General features: G+C 60.7%; 16 protein-coding genes. 8 read left to right on the forward strand and 8 right to left on the reverse strand.

What is annotated here, in order from left to right:
• Window positions 1–21: 21 nt before the first annotated feature.
• The 3 genes from hisA to HX855_RS02860 all read left to right on the forward strand — a co-directional run bounded on the left by hisA (window position 22) and on the right by HX855_RS02860 (window position 2,364).
• Window positions 22–759: a 1-(5-phosphoribosyl)-5-[(5-phosphoribosylamino)methylideneamino]imidazole-4-carboxamide isomerase gene (gene hisA / locus HX855_RS02850; protein WP_177088737.1), complete on the forward strand. Its 738-nt coding sequence runs from the start codon at window positions 22–24 to the stop codon at window positions 757–759.
• 9 nt (window positions 760–768) lie between these two features.
• Window positions 769–1,539, forward strand: a complete 771-nt coding sequence (gene hisF / locus HX855_RS02855) for an imidazole glycerol phosphate synthase subunit HisF (protein WP_003218030.1) — start codon at window positions 769–771, stop codon at window positions 1,537–1,539.
• A 66-nt stretch (window positions 1,540–1,605) separates the two neighbouring features.
• On the forward strand, window positions 1,606–2,364 hold the full coding sequence (locus HX855_RS02860) for an ABC transporter substrate-binding protein (protein ID WP_177088736.1): 759 nt from the start codon (window positions 1,606–1,608) through the stop codon (window positions 2,362–2,364).
• Here the strand turns inward: HX855_RS02860 and HX855_RS02865 are convergent.
• The 4 genes from HX855_RS02865 to HX855_RS02880 form a co-directional block, all read right to left on the reverse strand.
• A complete protein-coding gene (locus HX855_RS02865; protein WP_177088735.1) occupies window positions 2,317–3,618 on the reverse strand; it encodes a Vps62-related protein in 1,302 nt (433 codons plus the stop codon). The two genes, HX855_RS02860 and HX855_RS02865, sit on opposite strands and share 48 nt — an antisense overlap.
• 102 nt (window positions 3,619–3,720) lie before the next feature.
• On the reverse strand, window positions 3,721–4,512 hold the full coding sequence (locus HX855_RS02870) for a divergent polysaccharide deacetylase family protein (RefSeq protein ID WP_177088734.1): 792 nt from the start codon (window positions 4,510–4,512) through the stop codon (window positions 3,721–3,723).
• 1 nt (window position 4,513) lies between these two features.
• Window positions 4,514–5,821: a S41 family peptidase gene (locus tag HX855_RS02875; RefSeq protein WP_177088733.1), complete on the reverse strand. Its 1,308-nt coding sequence runs from the start codon at window positions 5,819–5,821 to the stop codon at window positions 4,514–4,516.
• A gap of 31 nt (window positions 5,822–5,852) precedes the next feature.
• On the reverse strand, window positions 5,853–7,157 hold the full coding sequence (locus HX855_RS02880) for a murein hydrolase activator EnvC (protein ID WP_177088732.1): 1,305 nt from the start codon (window positions 7,155–7,157) through the stop codon (window positions 5,853–5,855).
• A 296-nt stretch (window positions 7,158–7,453) separates the two neighbouring features.
• Between HX855_RS02880 and HX855_RS02885 the strand changes: the two genes are divergently transcribed.
• Window positions 7,454–7,966, forward strand: a complete 513-nt coding sequence (locus tag HX855_RS02885; RefSeq protein WP_177088731.1) for a PBECR2 nuclease fold domain-containing protein — start codon at window positions 7,454–7,456, stop codon at window positions 7,964–7,966.
• Window positions 7,967–8,183: 217 nt separating this feature from the next.
• Here HX855_RS02885 and gpmI read toward each other — a convergent pair whose 3' ends face one another.
• A complete protein-coding gene (gene gpmI / locus HX855_RS02890) occupies window positions 8,184–9,710 on the reverse strand; it encodes a 2,3-bisphosphoglycerate-independent phosphoglycerate mutase (protein WP_177088730.1) in 1,527 nt (508 codons plus the stop codon).
• Between the two features lie 151 nt (window positions 9,711–9,861).
• Here gpmI and HX855_RS02895 point away from each other — a divergent pair, with 151 nt between their 5' ends.
• The 3 genes from HX855_RS02895 to secB are packed head-to-tail and all read left to right on the forward strand — an operon-like array spanning window position 9,862 to window position 11,059.
• The gene (locus tag HX855_RS02895; RefSeq protein WP_063033506.1) at window positions 9,862–10,275 is read left to right on the forward strand and encodes a rhodanese-like domain-containing protein; all 414 of its coding nucleotides are present in this window, start codon (window positions 9,862–9,864) and stop codon (window positions 10,273–10,275) included.
• 1 nt (window position 10,276) lies between these two features.
• Window positions 10,277–10,531, forward strand: a complete 255-nt coding sequence (gene grxC / locus HX855_RS02900; protein ID WP_177088729.1) for a glutaredoxin 3 — start codon at window positions 10,277–10,279, stop codon at window positions 10,529–10,531.
• 42 nt (window positions 10,532–10,573) lie between these two features.
• A complete protein-coding gene (gene secB, locus HX855_RS02905; RefSeq protein WP_003218009.1) occupies window positions 10,574–11,059 on the forward strand; it encodes a protein-export chaperone SecB in 486 nt (161 codons plus the stop codon).
• A 171-nt stretch (window positions 11,060–11,230) separates the two neighbouring features.
• On the opposite strand, the gene HX855_RS02910 is transcribed toward secB, so the two are convergent.
• Entirely contained in the window at window positions 11,231–11,686 is a 456-nt protein-coding gene (locus HX855_RS02910) for a tRNA (cytidine(34)-2'-O)-methyltransferase (RefSeq protein WP_003218007.1), read from the reverse strand.
• Between HX855_RS02910 and HX855_RS02915 the strand changes: the two genes are divergently transcribed.
• On the forward strand, window positions 11,685–12,125 hold the full coding sequence (locus tag HX855_RS02915; RefSeq protein ID WP_177088728.1) for a hypothetical protein: 441 nt from the start codon (window positions 11,685–11,687) through the stop codon (window positions 12,123–12,125). The genes HX855_RS02910 and HX855_RS02915 overlap by 2 nt on opposite strands.
• A gap of 708 nt (window positions 12,126–12,833) precedes the next feature.
• Here the strand turns inward: HX855_RS02915 and ntrC are convergent.
• Window positions 12,834–14,270, reverse strand: coding sequence for a nitrogen regulation protein NR(I) (ntrC, locus tag HX855_RS02920; RefSeq protein ID WP_003218003.1), 1,437 nt, complete (start codon window positions 14,268–14,270; stop codon window positions 12,834–12,836).
• Window positions 14,267–15,352, reverse strand: coding sequence for a nitrogen regulation protein NR(II) (gene glnL, locus HX855_RS02925; protein WP_003218001.1), 1,086 nt, complete (start codon window positions 15,350–15,352; stop codon window positions 14,267–14,269). The genes ntrC and glnL overlap by 4 nt, the downstream gene beginning before the upstream one ends.
• Window positions 15,353–15,554 lie beyond the last annotated feature (202 nt).

Here is a 15,554-nt window from a genome sequence, read left to right on the forward strand (position 1 = left end):
ATATCGAATAAGGTTTGCCAGATGCTGATTATTCCCGCTATCGATCTCAAGGACGGCGCCTGCGTACGTCTGCGCCAGGGCCGCATGGAAGATTCCACGGTGTTCTCCGACGACCCGGTGAGCATGGCTGCCAAGTGGGTGGAAGGCGGTTGCCGTCGTCTGCATCTGGTGGACTTGAACGGTGCGTTCGAAGGCCAGCCGGTCAACGGTGAAGTGGTGACGGCGATCGCCAAGCGCTACCCGAACCTGCCGATCCAGATCGGCGGTGGCATTCGCTCCCTGGAAACCATCGAGCACTACGTGAAAGCGGGCGTGAGCTACGTGATCATCGGCACCAAGGCCGTGAAAGACCCGGCTTTCGTGGCCGAAGCCTGCCGCGCGTTCCCCGGTAAAGTGATCGTGGGCCTGGATGCCAAAGACGGTTTCGTCGCCACCGACGGCTGGGCCGAGATCAGCACCATTCAGGTGATCGACCTGGCCAAGCAGTTTGAAGCCGACGGCGTCTCCGCCATCGTTTACACCGACATCGCCAAAGACGGCATGATGCAGGGCTGCAACGTACCGTTCACCGCTGCGCTGGCCGCGGCCACCCGGATTCCGGTGATCGCTTCCGGCGGTATCCACAACCTGGGCGACATCAAGTCGCTGCTGGACGCGAAGGCGCCAGGGATCATCGGTGCCATCACCGGCCGGGCGATCTATGAAGGCACCCTGGACGTCGCTGAAGCCCAGGCTTACTGCGACGCCTACAAAGGCTGAGGACTGACCATGGCGCTGGCCAAACGCATCATCCCTTGCCTGGACGTCGACAACGGTCGCGTGGTCAAGGGCGTCAAGTTCGAGAACATCCGTGACGCCGGCGACCCGGTGGAAATCGCCCGTCGCTACGACGAGCAGGGTGCCGACGAGATTACCTTTCTCGACATCACCGCCAGCGTCGACGGCCGCGACACCACGCTGCACACCGTGGAGCGCATGGCCAGCCAGGTGTTCATCCCGCTGACCGTGGGCGGTGGCGTGCGCACCGTTCAAGACATCCGCAACCTGCTGAACGCCGGTGCAGACAAGGTCTCGATCAACACCGCGGCCGTGTTCAACCCGGAATTTGTCGGCGAAGCCGCGCAGCACTTCGGCTCGCAATGCATCGTGGTGGCCATCGACGCCAAGAAAGTTTCCGGCCCGGGCGAAACCCCGCGCTGGGAGATCTTCACCCACGGCGGGCGCAAGCCGACCGGGCTGGATGCCGTGCAGTGGGCGATGAAGATGGAGGCGCTGGGCGCCGGTGAAATCCTGCTGACCAGCATGGACCAGGACGGCATGAAAAACGGCTTCGACCTGGGCGTGACCCGCGCCATCAGCGATGCCCTGGGCATCCCGGTGATCGCTTCCGGCGGTGTCGGCAACCTGCAGCACTTGGCCGACGGTGTGATCGAAGGCCACGCCAGTGCCGTGCTGGCGGCGAGTATTTTCCACTTTGGCGAATACACCGTTCCCGAGGCCAAGGCCTACATGGCGGCGCGCGGTATCGTCGTTCGCTAAACGCTACTGGACACCATGGCAGGCTCGCGGCACTCTCTGGGCTTGCCATGGATTCCGGTAACTTTCATGCTCAAACACCTGCTGCTCGCCCTCGCCAGTACCTCCATTCTTTTGGCGGGTTCGGCCCACGCCGACGAACCGTCTGACAGCGCTTCCCTGGTGTTGCTGACGGAAAACTTCCCGCCGTACAACATGGCGAAAAACGGCAAGAACTTCGCCAAGGAAGAGAACATCGAAGGCATCGCCGTGGACATCGTGCGTGAGACCTTCAAGCGTGCCGGCATCTCCTACAACCTGACCCTGCGTTTCCCCTGGGAGCGAATCTACAAACTCGCCCTGGAAAAACCCGGTTATGGCGTGTTCGTGATGGCGCGCCTGCCGGACCGTGAGGCGCTGTTCAAATGGGTCGGCCCCATCGGCCCGGACGATTGGGTGCTGCTGGCCAAGGCCGACAGCAAGATCCAGTTGACCGACCTTGAGCAGGCCCGTCGCTACAAGATCGGCGCCTACAAGGGCGATGCCATTGCCGAGACCCTTGAGAAGCAAGGCCTCAAGCCGGTGATCGTGCTGCGCGACCAGGACAATGCGCAAAAGCTCATGGAGGGCCAGATCGACCTGTGGGCCACCGGTGACCCGGCGGGCCGTTACCTGGCCCGCCAGGTCGGGGTGACGGGGCTCAAGACCGTGCTGCGTTTCAACAGCGCCGAGCTGTACCTGGCACTGAACAAAAATGTGCCGGATGACGTGGTGGCCAAACTCCAGACGGCACTTGATCAGTTACGGCAGGAGGGCGTCGTCGATACCATCATGGGGCGTTATCTCTAACCCCGGTTCGGCTGAAGGCAGAGCCGGTACTGGCTCAACGGGCAAGACCAGGGCGGGCGCTTGTTCGTTGTCGTCAGGCATCGAAGCAGATGACTCGCTGAAGTACACCGTGTCGCCGTTGGTGTAACTCACGGTGCCCGCCAACTGGCTGCCGTCCTGTCGATACAACGTATACTCGCTGCGTATAACGTAGGCGGCGATGGTCTGGCTTGCCGGCACATAAGCCGCCACTTCCAGCGGCGTTGAAGTGCCCCAGCCCTTGGCCGATAGGGTGGTATGGGTGAAGGTCTTGCCCAGGTGCGCAGAAAACATCACCGGCCGGGACGTCGATGACCATTCATAGGCCAGTTGAATGCCTGTCACCGCTGTAAAGTCGATTGAATTGTCACCGGCCTCGCCCTTGTGCGCCGTCCAGTTGAACGTTTTGCCTTGGGGCGTCGTGTTCTGCCCAAGCCCGACAGAGAGGTATCGGTCGACTCTTTCCAGCCGGTAGGTTGGCGAGCGATGCAGTTGTTCAAGCGGCGTCAGGTTGCTGTCCTTTACGGTGAACCATGGCAGTTCGCATACAGTGGGAGCGGGCTCGTTTTGCACCGAATCAAGGGGCGCCGGTGGTGCAGGCAGAGGGCTTTCCTGGGCGGCCAGTTCCATGCGCAAGGCATACGGCCGGGCACCGAAAGACGGCCTGGTCCACCCGTCAGCCCCATAAAAGGTGCCGGTAGCGATGTAGGCGGTCTCGGGCTCGGGGTCGGGGGTGTGAACGTCCCATGCGCTGAAGTCCATCCGAGCGCCGCTGCCCTTGTCGTTCCATATCGGGTTGCCGATATAGGCATCCACTGCCAGATCCGCCCTGACACAGCGCACCGCATTCAGTGTGGGCTTGTCATAACCGATGCAGCAGACCATTCCCATGGCCACATACCCTTCGGGTGGCACCGGTTTCCATACGGAAAACTCGGAGCGAGTCTTCTTGCCGGAATTTTTCCAGATCAGGTTAAAGCCCACCGGCGCCCGAAGGGCGGTGCCATTCAGGGGGTCTGCTTCGCTGACCACGGCAACGAACTTTCGGTTATTGATCGAGCGGTAGTCGCTGACGACCACGTCACCCAACGAAGAAAAACTGTTCAGCGCATCGGCCGTCGTATTGGGGCGCCAAAAGGTGGCGGCGTTATCTGCGCCTGAATCCTTGGCGCTCCAGAGCAGATCAAACTCTGTGGTGAAATTGATCAGCAGATCTTTAAAGCGTATGGGTTGCATGAGTTATCGTCCCAATTTTATAAAAAGTTGCAGGCCACGCGAGGGGTGGCCTGTGCGGTAGCGCTGCAACTATTGAATAAAGCGGGAGACGTGAAGTGGTAGCTATATAGAGGGGTGATACAGGCCGTCTTTACCGTGCCCGGCCATCGCGCGGTTGCTGCGCAGGCTGATCATCAACTTGATATCGATCCACTCGATGCCCTGGGCCTTGAGCTTGGGCAGCTCGCGCTCCAGCACCGCCAGTGTCTGTGGATAAGGGTGGCCGATCATCACCGCCGAACCCTGTTTGTGGGCCAGCTTGATGGCGGTTTGCAACTGGGTGGTGATGGCTGCTTCAGTGCGTTCATCGTCAAGGAACACGTCCCGCGAAACGCTCGCCAGGCCGATCTTCTGCGCCTCGGCAGCGGCAACGGTCTTGGCACTGGTGCGGCTGTCGACGAAGAACTTGTGGCGCCGTTGCAACTCACCCATCAACCAGGCCATGGCCTCCGGCTGCGCCGTCATGCGGCTGCCCATGTGGTTGTTGATGCCGGCGGTGTACGGCACCGCCTTGAAGGCGGCGTCCAGGCGTTTGCCCAGTTCTTCGATGGGCAGGTCGGGGTGCCAGGCGAACGGGCCGGTGGCCGGGTCCATGGGCATGTGCAGGATGACGATTTTGCCGGCCTTGTGGGCTTCGCGGGCAAATTCGGCGGCGTGAGGGGTGTCGGGCATGATTGCCGTGGTCACTGGACCCGGCAGGGCGAGCACGCGACGATCCCGGGGCAGGTTTTGCCCGAGGTCGTCGATGATCAGGGTCAGGTAGGCTTTGTGTTCAGTAGGGGCCGCACTGGCGGGGTTGCCTTGGGCAACACCCGCCAGACAGCACAGCAAAGCGATGATCAGTCCAAAGCGCATATCAACGGCTGCGCGTAATGCTCAGGCCCTTGAGCAGGCTCAGCGCCTGGGCCAACTGATAATCGTCGTCCTGGGGCATCGGCTTGGCTTTGGTGCCGCTGCCGGTTGGCTGGTCGGCGCCGCCGTTGCCATTGCCCAGGTGACCTTGCAGGTCAGCTTCCTTGTAGAACTCGCTGTCGGCCTCGTTGGTGATCTTGGCCTTGCGCACTTCGATGTCCGGCACGATGCCCTGGGCCTGGATCGAGCGACCGTTCGGTGTGTAGTACAGCGCAGTCGTGATCTTCAGTGCGCGATCGTTGTTCAGCGGCAGCACGGTTTGCACCGAGCCTTTGCCGAAGCTGGTGGTGCCCATCAGCACGCCGCGTTTCTGGTCTTGCAGGGCGCCGGCGACGATCTCCGACGCCGAGGCGCTGCCACCGTTGATCAACACAACCATCGGTACGCCTTCGCTGAGGTCGTTGCCGGTGGCCGAGAAGCGCAATTCGGAGTTGGCGATCCGGCCCTTGGTGTACACGATCAAGCCCTTGGTGATGAAGTGGTCAACCACTTCCACCGCCGCCTGCAACACGCCGCCCGGGTTGTTGCGCAGGTCGAGCACGATGCCGCTGAGCTTCTTGCCGTTGTCTTTGCGCAGCTTGGCCAGGGCCTTGGCCACTTCGTCGCCGGTCTTGACCTGGAACTGGGTGATACGGATGTAACCGTAACCCGACTCCAGCAGCTGGCTCTTCACGCTCTTGACCGTGATGGTCGCGCGGGTCAGCGTTACGTCGAACGGCGTGCCGCCGTCGCGCACCAGGGTCAGGGTGATTTTCTGGCCGATCTTGCCGCGCATCTTGTCGACAGCTTCGGTCATGGTCTGGCCGCGGGTCGGCTGGCCGTTGATCTTGACGATAAAGTCGCCGGCCTGGATGCCGGCCTTGGACGCCGGGGTGTCATCGATCGGCGAGACAACCTTGATGTTGCCGTCGTCGGCGCCGACTTCAATGCCCAGGCCGCCGAATTCACCGCTGGTGCTTTCCTGCAGCTCGGCGAAATCTTCCGGGCCCAGGTAGGCGGAGTGCGGGTCAAGGTTGCTGAGCATGCCCTTGATGGCATTTTCCAGCAGGGTCTTGTCGTCTACAGGTTCGACATAGGCGGCCTTGATCCGGTCCATGACCTCGGCAAAGGTGCGCAACTCGTCCAGCGGCAGCGGGGCCTTGGTGGTCGCGGCCGTGGCTGACTGGGCGGTCTGGTCGGCGAATGCCAAAGGCGCGCCGATCACCAGGGCGATCGTCAGGGCCAGCGATGTGAGGCGGGACAAATGCAGCATGTCGAACGAACTCCTAATGTAGATGCGACCCTTATCCTTGGGTACGGCACCATTGTGCGGGGTCGCTCGGGCGGCCCTGCTGACGAATAGCGAAGTACAGCGCCGGCGTGTCCTGGCCACCACTGTTACCGACAGTGGAGATGGATTCACCGGCTTTTACAACATCACCTGCCGCTTTAAGCAAAGTTTGATTGTGGCCGTAAAGGCTCAAATAGCCATTACCGTGGTCAAGAATCACCAACAAGCCTGCGCCACGCAGCCAATCGGCGAACACCACGCGGCCGCCATGGATGGCATGGACCTGGGTGCCGGCACCGGCACTGATCATCACACCGTCCCACTTGGCGCGGGTGTCATCGCCACGGGTTTCACCAAAGCGTGCCAGTAATCGACCATCAACTGGCCATGGAAGTTTGCCCCGGGCTGAAGCAAAAGGTCCGCCAAACGACTCGCCGGCGCTGGAAACCAGCGGGCCAGGGGCTGCACGCGCCGGTTTACGCGGGGCCGGGGCGTCGGTGGTGGCGCTGGCCACTGCCTCGGCGGCCTCACGCTCGCGCTTTTTTTCGGCTTCCTGCTGGGCCAGCAGCGCTTTTTGCCGCGCTTGCTCTGCCTCGCGGGCCTGGCGTGCCAGGGTTTCCTCGATGGTTTTCAGCACTTTGCCCAGGTCGGCCTGGTCTTGCTCGCGGGCCTGGAGCTTGGCGTCACGGGCCTTCACGTCGTCGTTGAGCTTGGCCAGGGCTTGCTGGCGCTCCTTGCGAACCTTGTCCAGCTCGTCGCGCTGGGTGTCGAGGCTGCTTTTCTGGTCGAGCAACTGCGATTGCTGGTTGCTGATTTCTGTCTCGACGTTTGCCAACTGGCGCAGGGTCTCGTTGAAGCTTTTCAACTGCTCCATGCGGGCCTTGCTCAGGTAGTCGTAATAGGTGAGGGTGCGGGCGAATTTCTCGGGGTTCTGCTGGTTGAGCAGCAGCTTGAGGTATTCCTGGCGGCCGTTCTGGTAGGCGGCGCGGGCCTGGATCGCGATCAGGCGTTGCTGTTCAACGCGGGCGCTCTGGAGTTTTTTTTTCTCACCGTCGAGTCGCTCCAGTTCCGACTCGCTCTTCTTTAGTTCTTTTTGCAGCTCCTGGACCTGCTTCTCCAGCTTGCCCATCTCGGTTTCCGTGCCGCGCAGGTCTTTCTGCACACCGGATTTCTCTTCCTGGAGCTTGCCGAGCAGTTTCTTCAGCTCGGTAATGTCCTGACGCGTAGCGTCCAACTGTTGTTGGGTTTGTGCGCGCTCATCGGCAAACGCCGGTTGGAGCAGGCAGACAAGAGCGAGGGTAATCAAGGCGCGAAGCATAGAGGCGGGCGACACCAGGGAAAGGGACGGCCTAGTATGCCCGCCAAGCGCTGCAAAAAAAACGCCCAATTCGGATTGGCAGACAAGTTAGGTGCCCAGTGGCTGCATTCTGCAAGCGATTGTGGGCAAGTCCAATAGTCCTTTGAAGGCGACGAGCGGTATAGAGCGTCGTGTCGTGCTTCTGCAGTTGTTTTGTGTGCTTCGCGAAATGCCTTGAAATGCTCCACCCTAACGGTGCATTTGCGCTCGGAATAGACTCGTCGGCCCTGTTAATCCGATGGTTGGCATAGTCAGTAATGCCCTGTATTCACGAGTCAAAAGGCCAGCAAACGTGGCTCGATTACGGGCTTCCCGACCTGCGTAGTCTGGATCGGGCTTTGCGAGCGCGCCCACTTGAGGAAGTGGCTGCCGGCAAGGACGTCGAAGCGGCCATCGATATAGTCGCAATGCATTTTGGCATTGCCCATTCGAGCTGTTCGGAAGTGGAAATTGACTCGCCTTTGGGGCAAGTAGCGATTAGGCGTAGCTGTCTGCAGCACATTGTTGAAAAGCGGCAGGACGCCAGAGAGCGTTATGTCAGGTTCGCCTTGGACACATTGATGGGACCTCTGGAAATATGGCGTGTTGCTTATAGTGACTGCTCCGCTCGTTTAGCATTCATTGGGGCTTATGAATCCAAGAGGCAGATGCTGGTGGTGGTCAATATTCAGGCTGGCAATGTGCTGTGGAACTTCATGCAGACAGACGCCAAAGCCTTGAATAAGCATCTCCATGGTGAGTTGCTCTACAAGCGTTACGAGCTTTTGTGACGCCCAAAGAAAAGGGCAGCTCTTTCGAACTGCCCTAAATAGTGCTTGCTTGATATTCATATACACACCCTCAAGCAGGGGGGTGGAGGTCTCACCCTACGCGGATATCCAGCCATCTGCGAGGTTCCTACGCCAGTTATCGCCGCTGGAGGCAACTGGTTTCGCGCTCAAGGCCATTGTTGACGGGCTGCCTGCTTTGAGCAACCCCTGAACTGTTTCAGACCAGAATCGAAGTGCCAGTCATCTCTTTCGGCTTTTCCAGCCCCATCAACATCAACATGGTCGGTGCCACGTCGGCCAGCACGCCGCCGTCACGCACTTTCAGGTCACGCTTGCCTACGTAGATGAACGGCACCGGCTCGGTGGTGTGGGCGGTGTGGGCCTGGCCGGTGGACTCGTCGGACATTTGCTCGCAGTTGCCGTGGTCGGCGGTGATCAGCGCTTCGCCGCCCACTTTGTCCAGGGCGTCGACGATACGGCCGACACACAGGTCCAGGCATTCCACGGCTTTTACCGCCGCTTCCAGGTTGCCGCTGTGGCCCACCATGTCACCGTTGGCGTAGTTGACCACGATCACGTCATAACGCTGGTGCTCGATGGCGTCGACGATCTTGTCCGTGACTTCCGGGGCACTCATTTCCGGCTGCAGGTCGTAGGTGGCGACTTTCGGCGACGGGATCAGGATGCGTTCTTCCCCCGGGAACGGTTCTTCACGGCCGCCGGAGAAGAAGAAGGTCACGTGGGCGTATTTCTCGGTTTCGGCAATGCGCAGCTGGGTCTTGCCGTTTTTTGCCAGGTAGTCGCCCAGCACGTTTTCCAGGCTGCCCGGGGCAAACGCCGACGGAGCCGGGATGTTGGCGGCGTATTGGGTCAGCATCACAAATTCGACTTTCGGCTGGCGGGCGCGCTGGAAGTCCTTGAAGCCGTCATCGACAAACACATGGCTCAGCTCGCGGGCACGGTCGGCGCGGAAGTTCATGAACACCATGGCGTCGCCGTCTTCGATCCTGACCGGCTCACCGATGGTGGTGGCCTTGACGAATTCGTCGCTCTCGCCACGGGCGTAGGCGGCTTCCAGGCCTTCCTGGGCGGTGGCGGCGTTGAATTCGGACTGGCCGTCGGCGATCAGGTTGTAGGCCTGTGCCACGCGGTCCCAGCGGTTGTCGCGGTCCATGGCGAAGTAACGGCCTACCAGGCTGGCGATGCGGCCCTTGCCGAGGGTCTTGAAGGTTTCATCCAGCAGTTCGATGGAGGACTGGGCGCTTTTTGGCGGGGTGTCGCGGCCGTCGAGGAAGGCGTGCAGGTAGATTTTCTCGGCGCCGCGCTTGAAGGCCAGTTCAGCCATGGCGATCAGGTGGTCCTGGTGGCTGTGGACGCCGCCGTCCGACAGCAGACCCATAAAGTGCACGGCCTTGCCGGCCTTGACCGCTTTATCCACTGCCGCGCAGATGGTCGGGTTCTCGAAAAACTCGCCATCGCGGATCGCTTTGGTCACGCGGGTGAAGTCTTGATAGACCACTCGTCCGGCACCGAGATTCATGTGGCCGACTTCCGAGTTGCCCATTTGGCCGTCCGGCAGGCCAACATCCATGCCCGATCCGGAGATCAGGCCGTTCGGTACGGTAGCGCTCAGACGGTCCAGTACTGGCTTCCTGGCCGAGTACACGGCGTTGTCGTGGTGGCTTTCACTGTGTCCGAAGCCATCGAGAATTATCAGGACCAAAGGTTTAGGCGTAGTAGTCATAGATCCTCTCGCGGCGGTAATGAATGAAGGGAATAGAAAAGGGAGTGGCAGTTTAAAGCGAAGTTCCGACCACGTCACCGCTTTACGGGGGTTGGCCGACCATGGCGGCTGTGTATACTTACCGCCATTTTAACGCCCTGGAACCTCCTTGATGGTTGATCACCTGATTGCATTTGCCACTACCCACTATTTGCTCGCTGGTGCGTTCGTCGTACTGCTGGCGCTGCTGATCGCTCACGAGATGAGCCGCGGTGGACGCAGCCTCAGCACGTCGGAGCTGACCGCCCTGGTCAACAAGGATGAGGCCGTGGTGGTGGACATTCGTCCCGCCAAGGATTTCGCCGCCGGTCACATTGTTGGCGCGCTGAACATTCCCCAGGACAAGCTGATTTCGCGCCTGGCCGAGCTGGAAAAGCACAAGGCCAAGACCATCATCCTGGTCGACGCCCAAGGCCAGCACTCCGGCACCCACGCCCGCGAGATGCTGAAAACCGGTTTCAACGCCGCCAAACTGTCGGGTGGTATTTCCAGCTGGCGTGGCGATAACCTGCCGCTGGTGAAGTGATATGAGCGAGGTTGTCGTTTACTCCAGCGATTATTGCCCTTATTGCATGCGGGCCAAGGCCCTGCTTGAGAAAAAGGGCATTGCTTTCGAAGAGATCAAGGTTGATGGCAAGCCCCAGGTGCGCGCCGAAATGACCAAGAAAGCGGGACGCACGTCCGTGCCGCAGATCTGGATCGGTGACAAGCATGTCGGTGGATGCGATGACCTGTTCGCACTCGAGCGCGCCGGTAAACTGGATGCGCTGCTTCACGTCTGACTCACAACCCCTAAAAGACCCCAAGATCACGAAGGATCTGCGATGACTGACCAACAGAACACCGAAGCGGCAGCAGAAGAGGCTCAAGGCCCACAATTTTCCCTGCAGCGTATTTACGTACGTGACTTGTCGTTCGAAGCGCCAAAAAGCCCGGCCATCTTCCGTCAGGAATGGACCCCGAGCGTTGCGCTGGACCTGAACACCCGTCAAAAGGCGCTGGAAGGCGACTTCCACGAAGTCGTGCTGACCTTGTCGGTGACCGTCAAGAACGGCGAAGAAGTGGCTTTCATCGCTGAAGTGCAACAGGCCGGTATCTTCCTGATCCAGGGCCTGGACGAAGCGTCCATGAGCCACACCCTGGGCGCGTTCTGCCCGAACATCCTGTTCCCGTATGCCCGTGAGACCCTGGACAGCCTGGTCACCCGTGGCTCGTTCCCGGCGCTGATGCTGGCTCCAGTGAACTTCGATGCCCTGTATGCGCAAGAGCTGCAGCGCATGCAACAGGAAGGTTCGCCAACGGTTCAATAAGCCGTTTGCAGCCCGAAAAAAAGCGCCGTAACAGGCGCTTTTTTATTGGGTGAGCTCCTGTAGGAGCGAGCTTGCTCGCGAAAAACCGGAGAGCGCCGTGCCCATTCAGGATGCACGCGTCATCCTTAGCGTTTTTCGCGAGCAAGCTCGCTCCTACAGAGGGATAGGGGGCTACTTGAAACCGAGTTGCCGCCAACCTTCGTAGACCGCGACGGCCACGGTGTTGGACAGGTTCAGGCTGCGGCAGCCTTCGCGCATCGGCAAACGCAGGCGGTGGCCGTCGGGCAGGGCGTCGAGGACGTCCGCCGGCAGGCCCCGGCTCTCCGGGCCGAACAGAAAGGCGTCGCCTTCGGCGAAGCTGGCATCATGAAACGGCCGCGAGCCCTTGGTGGTAAACGCGAACAACCGTGGGTGGTTGAGGCTTTCCAGGCAACTGGCGAGGTCGGCATGGCGTTGCAGGGTGGCGTACTCGTGGTAGTCCAGCCCGGCGCGGCGCAGGCGCTTGTCGTCCATGTCGAAGCCCAGCGGCTCGATCAAATGCAGGTGGCAGCCACTGTTGGCGCACAGCCTGATAACGTTGCCGGTATTCGGCGGAATTTCTGGTTGAAAAAGGATGACGTGAAACATGCACGGCTCCGAAGGCAAAGATGCGCTGCATTCTACCCCTGAAGACGACCCGCGACCGAAGCTTCTGCCACGGGTCTTGGGCTCGTTGGCGATTGTCGGCCTGATGGTGGGCTTGATGATCGGCCGCCTGACCACCCCCGACCCGGTTGAGCTGCAGCAGGTGGAGCCTGCCGCCGATGGCGTGGTGGTGTGGTTCAACAGCGAGCCCAAGCTGCACGGCGAGCATATCGACGGCACCGTGGCGCTGCTGTTTGATGCGTTGGGAAAGGCCCAGGGCGGGCAACTGAAGGTCAATGACAAGGCTGTGAACTGGCGCATCCGCAAGACCGATGGCGGCTTGCTGCTGAACCTGGTGGCGGCTCGGCCGTTGCGCGGGGAGTGGTCGGGGGAGAAGGTCGAGGGGCGCTGGCGGTTGGAGATCCATCTCCAGGAGCAATAAAAGAGGGAATCCCCGGCCTGCCTGTACCAAGGTTCCCTAAACGGGCTGGGGCTATGGGCGAGTTGCCTCATAAGCCCCGGGTGTAAAGAAGGGAGTTCCCGGCCTGCCTGTACCAGGGCTCCCAAAACGGGGTGAAGCCAATGGCTTCGGTGTTAAAGAGGGAATCCCCGGCCTGCCTGTACCGAGGTTCCCGAAACGGGTGTGGGGCGCGACGCGATTCGCATCAAGCACCCTAGGTGTAAAGAGGGGATTCTCGGCCTGCCTGTACCGAGGTTCCCGAAACGGGTGTGGGGCGCGACGCGATCCGCATCAAGCACCCCGGGTGTAAAGAGGGGATTCTCGGCCTGCCTGTACCAAGGTCCCCGAAACTGGGTAGTAACAGGGTTATTGCAGGGCGCGTGCCAGAATTGTGAAGTTGTGCCAAAAAATTTCTTCAGAAAGCGCAAAGCCCCGGAATACGGGGCTTTGGTGTTTTTGGCTTTTAATATTTTCTTAACAAGGTTGGGGTTTCAGGCGTTGGATAAGTGCGCGATGCCGGTTCGTGGTGCATTGAAGCGGTGCACGGTTTCAAGCTTTGTGCAGATGCAAATGTGGGAGCGGGCTTGCTCGCGAAGGCGGTGTGCCAGTCAACCTATCCAGTGACTGATACACCGCCTTCGCGAGCAAGCCCGCTCCCACATGGGTTTTTCGGTGGTTGTGAGAAGGCAATCAGCCCTCATCCCCCTCATCATCATCCCCACCATCGACCTTCATCCCCAACTCCTTGATCTTGCGCGTCAGGGTGTTGCGGCCCCAGCCCAGCAGCACGGCGGCGTCGCGACGACGACCGGCGGTATGCTTGAGGGCGGTTTCGATCATGATCCGCTCAAAGGCCGGCACAGCGCTGTCCAGCAGGTTCGATTGGCCACGTGCCAGCGCCTGGTCGGCCCATTGGCGCAGCGCCTGCTCCCAGTTGGTCACCGGTGCCGAATCCTGCGGCAGGCTCAGCAGCTCGGGCGGCAGGTCACTGATGTGCACTTCACGACCCGAAGCCATCACCGTGATCCAGCGGCAGGTGTTCTCCAACTGACGCACGTTGCCCGGCCATGGCAGGTTCTTCAGGTATTCCTCGGTCTCGCTTTTCAGCAGCTTCGGCTCGACGGCCAGCTCCTGGGCGGCGCGGCTGAGGAAGTGACGGGCCAGGGTCGGGATGTCTTCGCGGCGGTCCGACATCCGTGGGATGTGGATACGGATCACGTTCAGGCGGTGGAACAAGTCTTCACGGAATTTTCCGGCGTGCACCAGGGTTTCGAGGTTCTGGTGAGTCGCCGCGATGATGCGTACGTCGACCTTGACCGGCGTGTGCCCGCCGACCCGATAAAACTCGCCGTCTGCCAGGACCCGCAACAAGCGCGTCTGGGTGTCGGCCGGCATGTCGCCGATTTCATCGAGGAACAGCGTGCCGCCATCGGCCTGTTCAAAACGGCCCCGGCGAAGGTTGGCCGCGCCGGTGAACGCGCCTTTTTCGTGGCCGAACAGTTCCGATTCCATCAGGTCCTTCGGAATCGCCGCCATGTTCAACGCAATGAATGGCGACGCCGCCCGTGGGCTGTGACGGTGCAGGGCGTGGGCCACCAGCTCTTTACCGGTACCCGACTCGCCGTTGATCAGCACGGTGATGTTGGAATGGCTCAAGCGCCCGATGGCGCGAAACACTTCCTGCATCGCCGGTGCTTCACCGATGATTTCCGGGGTACGGGTCAGGGCCGGCGGGGCTTCCTGGTTCTGCTGTTCCTGGGCGTGCTGGTTGGCGCGTTTTACCAGGGCCACTGCTTCGTCTACGTCGAACGGTTTCGGCAGGTATTCAAAGGCGCCGCCCTGATAGGACGCGACAGCGCTGTCCAGGTCCGAGTGCGCGGTCATGATGATCACCGGCAAGCGCGGGTGCTGCTCGCGGATCCGCGCCAGCAAGTCCAGGCCACTGGCGCCGGGCATGCGGATGTCGGAGATGATCACGTCGGGCTGCTGGCGAGCCAGGCGACTCATCACCCCGTCGGCGCTGTCGAAGCTCTGGGTGGTCATGCCTTCCTGTTGCAAGGCTTTCTCCAGGACCCAGCGGATAGAACGGTCGTCATCGACGATCCAGACAGTTTCACTACGGCTCATGTCGATGGGGCTCCTTGTTCCAGTGGCAGAAAGATCGAGAACGTGGTGTGGCCGGGATGGCTCTCACACTCGATCAAACCCTGGTGCTGGCTGATGATGTTCTGGGTAATGGCCAAGCCGAGCCCGGTACCGTCCGGGCGGCCGCTGACCATTGGGAAAAAGATGGTTTCCTGCAGCTCGGCAGGAATGCCCGGGCCGTTGTCGATGATCTCGACCTTGGTCACCAGGCGATGGCGTACGTGGCCGATGGTGAACTGGCGCAGGGCGCGGGTGCGCAGGCTGATGCGGCCCAGGCGCAGTTCGTTCTGGCTGCTGATGGCCTGCATGGCGTTGCGCACAATATTGAGCACCGCCTGGATCATCTGCTCGCGGTCGATCAAGACGTCGGGAATGCTTGGGTCGTAGTCGCGCACCAAGGTGATGCAGCCCTGGCTTTCGGCCTCTACCAGTTGGCAGACACGCTCCAACACTTCGTGCACGTTGGTCATCGCCAGCGACGGCAGCTTGTTGGAACCGAGCATGCGGTCCACCAGATTACGCAGGCGGTCGGCTTCCTCGATGATGACGTTGGTGTAGTCCTTGAGGTTCTCGTCCGGCAGCTCGCGGGCCAACAACTGTGCGGCGCCACGAATCCCGCCCAACGGGTTCTTGATCTCATGGGCCAGGCCACGCACCAGCATCTTGCTGGTTTCCTGCTTGGACAGTTGAGCCTCTTCCTTGGTGATGCGCAGCAGGCGATCCCGGGGATGCACCTCCAGCAGCAGCAAGGTGGCGCCGTGGCTCAGGATCGGTGTGACCGCGTAATCGACGGTCAGGGTCTGGCCGGTGAGCGCCGTGAGCATTGCTTCGCGCTTGGTGAACGGGTGCGCCTGCTCCACCGCCTGGCGCAACGAGCTCAAGGCCTCCGCCGACTCGGTGAACAGTTCGCTGATGAATTGCCCATGGCTGCGCTGTCCGCTGATGGCCAGCAGCATCTCCGCCGCCGGGTTCATGTACTCAAGGCGAAGTTCGTCATTGAGCAGAATGGTCGCGGTGGTCAGGTTGTCGAGTAGCAGGCGGTGCAGTGCGTCGCTGATGGTCATTAGGACCTCTTTTGGAGCAGGGCGCGGCCTTGAGGCATGCGCTGATACAAGGAAAATGCAAAAACCAAACCAAAGCTCCGAAAAGAAGCGTTAAAGCCCTGAAATGGGGGCTTAAGGTGCGAAACTGTGGCGTTCTGCCAGCTTCAGCGGGAAGTTTCGAACCAAAATGGGTTGCGTAAGTGGGAAGGGTGCAGCGTATCGC

This window comes from Pseudomonas sp. IPO3778, assembly GCF_013386825.1.
Taxonomy (GTDB): Bacteria; Pseudomonadota; Gammaproteobacteria; order Pseudomonadales; family Pseudomonadaceae; genus Aquipseudomonas.